This is a genomic window from Pontibacter beigongshangensis, assembly GCF_014332515.1.
In the GTDB taxonomy this organism is placed as follows: domain Bacteria; phylum Bacteroidota; class Bacteroidia; order Cytophagales; family Hymenobacteraceae; genus Pontibacter; species Pontibacter beigongshangensis.
Genome location: NZ_VFSD01000046.1, coordinates 1 through 4,196, shown reverse-complemented (window position 1 = coordinate 4,196; position 4,196 = coordinate 1). Strand labels below are relative to the sequence as shown.

Annotated in this window: 2 protein-coding genes; both read right to left on the bottom strand. The window is 47.6% G+C overall.

Features of this window, described 5'->3' with window-relative positions:
- Window positions 1-1,217, bottom strand: a 1,217-nt coding sequence (locus FJM74_RS21980; protein WP_187264806.1) for a PKD domain-containing protein, incomplete at its 3' end; no start/stop codon positions are given.
- Window positions 1,218-1,693: 476 nt separating this feature from the next.
- Window positions 1,694-4,196 (bottom strand): malectin domain-containing carbohydrate-binding protein (locus tag FJM74_RS21975; protein ID WP_187264805.1); only part of this gene is annotated, 2,503 nt, incomplete at its 5' end.

Here is a 4,196-nt window from a genome sequence, read left to right as displayed (position 1 = left end):
GCACTGGTCATTGGAGCGCTCTGTACCGTCACCGTCACCTGGTCTGCCGCGCTCAGTACATCCTGGTCGTCATGCACTACCAGGCTGAAGACGTAGCTGCCAGCCTGCAGCCCGCTCACCGTAGGGCTGGCCACCAAAGTGCTGCTGAAACTGGCCGTGCCCGGCCCGCTTACCTGGCTCCAGCTATAGCCGCTGATGGTGCCATCGACATCGGTGCCCGAGCCCTCCAGCGTTACAGTACTGGTAGGCAGGGTAATGGTTTTGTCAGGGCCGGCATCAGCAACCGGAGGCTGGTTTGACGTGGTAGTGCTTCCCTTGGCTATCACAAAAAAATTATTCTGCGCCCCTACTGCCGGGCTGGCCAGGTTACCTCCCAGGCTAACAGTGCCTGCCGAAAAACTCTTGCTATACAGTTCCATATAGCTGATTTTCGAGTCATTAACTCCAATCCTGTCCGGGAGTTTCTGCCAGCCGTTTAGCCAGGCGGGCAGACTTGTGCCCCTTGGATCGTAAGCTATGTAGACTGTGGCATTTTGGCTTAAAGAAAATGAAAGTACAGAAGTGCCGGTATTTTTTTTGTCATCGTTAGCTGTCTGAATCAAGCTTACCCCATTTAGAAAAGCTGGGACATTCGTTATCTTAAAGGTGCGGTCTGTGTAATGGTTAATGCCTACTGCCAGCGTTGCCAGGGCGTAGTTCCTGCCGGTGGTAGAGACAATATTACTAACCAGGGCAAGTGTTTCGGGCTTGGGGGCTTCGGTGGCTCCAGAAAAGTTGTAGAAGGTGTTGGTAATCAGGTTTGTTTCGCTGTGGTGGGGGGTAAACAGGTCTGAATAGTTCATAGAAGAGGCAATTCCTCTGTTGGTGACCACCTGCCGCCTCTCAGAAGTTGCCTTTAGTTTTGACGGTTCGTAGCTTGTTAGGCCTGTGTTAGAAGACGCACTGTCTTCGGAGAGGTGGGAGCCCAAGTAGGGGTCGACCATGGTGAAGCCTGTGCCTAATACGTAATTATATACTAGGGTATGTGCTTCTGAACTGCCGGAGTTCGGGTTGTAGGGGGCGGTGGCTTGTACTTGGTCAGAAAGGTGAATACGAACAGGAAGGTGCCCTTGCGCCAGCCCTGAGATAATACCAAACAGCAAAATAAAAACTAACACAATCCGCGTCCTGACCAATGGGGCAGAAAGCCACAAGATGAAGGTAAAGATATTTTTCATTTGGTACTGAAAATTTTCATTTAGAAGACATGACAATAATATGTGACTTAGATAGAAGTCAACAGGAGAGGAGTGGCTGTGAATGATTAACCGGCACCAGAAGGCAGTTAGGCAGAGGGGGTATCAGGAAAGACCAATTATTCCAATAAAACAGCCCCTCCAGACATACCTCCGCGGCTAAGAACCAATAGTTGTAAAAGATAAATTGTCTAATACAATTTATTAAAACCTTTAAAATCCGATTTGAATTATTTAAATGAAAATGGCCCTCCATTAGATCTGTTGCTCTGATATATCAGGCTGTAAAGTCAATGTTATGGCAAACATTTAGCTCAAATAGGTTTTCAGCTTCTTTCTGGTTGGAAAATGAGCTGGTAATTCAGGTTAGCGCTTTATCGGACGGAGTAGTTTTTTCAAGATTCTTCAAGAAAATCTGCCTGGAGAATGTTTCCTAACAGGAAAAGATATTGCAGCCCTTACTCTAACAGTAGTCTTTTTCGGATCTCTCTGTTAGCAGTCTGAGCCCTGATGATATACAAGCCACGGTTTATTTGTCTGTTCACAGTTATTTCTGTCTTGGAGGTTCCCTGATGGTCGGTATCGACATTAGTGGTATGAACAGCCCTCCCGGTCATGTCATAGAGGGTGATCGCAACAGTTTCATGCTCAAGGAAGCCCTCCAGTTCCACCTGCATATTAACACCGGTGCTCGGATTGGGATAAATCTGCATAGCGAGTGTATTGGCAAAGTTTATCTGAGGGGCGATCTCTATTGCTGAGATAATAGCATTGTCTTTTAAAGACGTAAAGACAATGTTTAAAATACCATCGGTTACGCCTATATCATGAAACATCTTTACGATAGCCTTGCCTGGTCCATCCTGTGCATATATGTCGTAGTCGCTAAGCACCCGCTGCCCCTCAATATCTACATGAAACACCCGCACGCCGGTTGCGTTTGTCGATTTGCCGCCTGGCGCCCCGAAATAAGGTTCCAGAAAGTGAAGGTACACCGTGTAAGGCCCTGAGCCGCTGACAGGCATTTTGTAGCTGAAAGGGGCACCGTTATTGGCATATCGGTAATGCAGGTAAAGAGGGTCGTCAGTAGTTCCCAGCACATCAAACGACCTGGCCTTGGTAAGGCCGCCATCAAAGTGAATGTCGGATGCCCAGGTTCTGCCTTGGCTGTCCTGGTACTGGTTGCCTCCGGCATTTACCAGATTGGAGCTGGTAGTACTTGTTTGGTTTTTAACCGAAAAGGTTATGGTAAGTGCAGTCCCAGCAGTTCCGGCACCATTAGAAGAAGAATATGGAGTAGCTTTGAGGGTGTAGTTGCCTACGGCTGGCAACCAGGAGCCATCATCGCCCATCAAATCATAAGGTGCCCTGTTTTCATTTACCGTTTTGCTCTCAGTTCCGCTCAACTGAAAAATGACGCTCCCCACTGTGGTAGGATTGGTGTTGGCGCGTATATTGAAGTTCTTGGTTGGCATAGTAGCAAGATCTAAGGTTGCCCCGCTGACAAGATTCTGTATAACCTGCTGGTTATCGGCATTAAGTAAGGTAAAGCTCTCCACCTGCTGCTGAGTACTTGTTGTTCCTCCGGGGGTACCCTTAAAAGTAGTGCTGGAATTAGATCCGCCGCTATAATAAATAATGTTATTAAGGTTTCCGGCAATACCTGAAAACCGTGATGATGGCAGTGATGTAAGGTTATTCCAACTATTCGTGGCTGGCATATAGGCTGAAACCATACTAGTGCGACCAGTACTGTGAACCGTTTCACCACCCAATACAAGCACACGATCACCAATCACTATGACAGAAGACGAAATGTGGCCACGCCCACTAGTTCCGGTTGGGACAGGCAAATCTGCCATCTGTGCCCAGTTGTTAGTTACAGGATCGTACCTATGCACATCTTTGGATGTGAATAACTTACTGTCATGGCCAGTCTGACCACCTATAAAGTATATTTTCCCTTCATAAACAGCTGACCCTGCGTGCTGCCGGGGGGTAGGCAATGCTGCTTTGGTCGCCCAGCCAGCCCCTAAGTTGTCTAGATCAAGGACATAATGATTTCCTAAATCCAGCGTACGCGCCTGGTTTGTACCTGCAATATGATGTAGCTTACCATTTACATATTCTAATTGCCCGGCAGAAATAACAATTGGTAAGTCTGGTAACCTTACATAGCGATTTTCCGACACTATATACTTCCAGGCTTCTTTTGTACCGAATAGTTGGCCTGTGCCTGTCGCATTGGAGGTGTAGCCACCTGCAAAGTAAATGTCAGTGCCATCTGTTGCAAATCCTGCGTGCGTAACTCCGCCATAATTGGTGCCATTCATGGCAGGCATTGGGGCAATAGATGTCCACTTATTTGCACTTGGATCAAATACATAAGCACGGCTAGTGGGTGTACAGCAGGACTTCTGGCTGTCGAAGCCTCCAAAAGTATATAACTTACCATTAACTACCTCGCCTTGCGATTCATTAACATTATAGGGTTGGCTTGCTGCAGTTCCCCAACTAATACTATTAAATGAAGAAATGGTGGCTCCCAAAGTTACCGTAATATAAACAGGTGCCTGGCTAAACTGACCACCTGTGTCGGTTGCTCTCACAGTTAAAGCATATTTTCCCTGTGTATGGTAGTTCAGCTTTTTTGATACGGAGATAGCGCCAGTAGACGAATTAATAGCAAACGCCCCGTTTGTATTGCCAGCTGAAATGGCAAAGGTAACAGTGTTTCCTTCGGGGTCTGAGGCACTTATAGTACCCACGCCTGTTCCTGTAGCTACGTTGTCGGATACATTGTAGCTATAATTAGTAGCGGCAAATACCGGAGGGTTATTACCGGTAGATGTTACGCCAGTTACGGCGAAGTTGTCGAAGGTGTAAGTGACGGGGGTGGAGGCGTTGCGGTGGGTGGCCAACAGGCCGGCATAGGCCGTGGAGGAGGTGAGTCCCATGCCA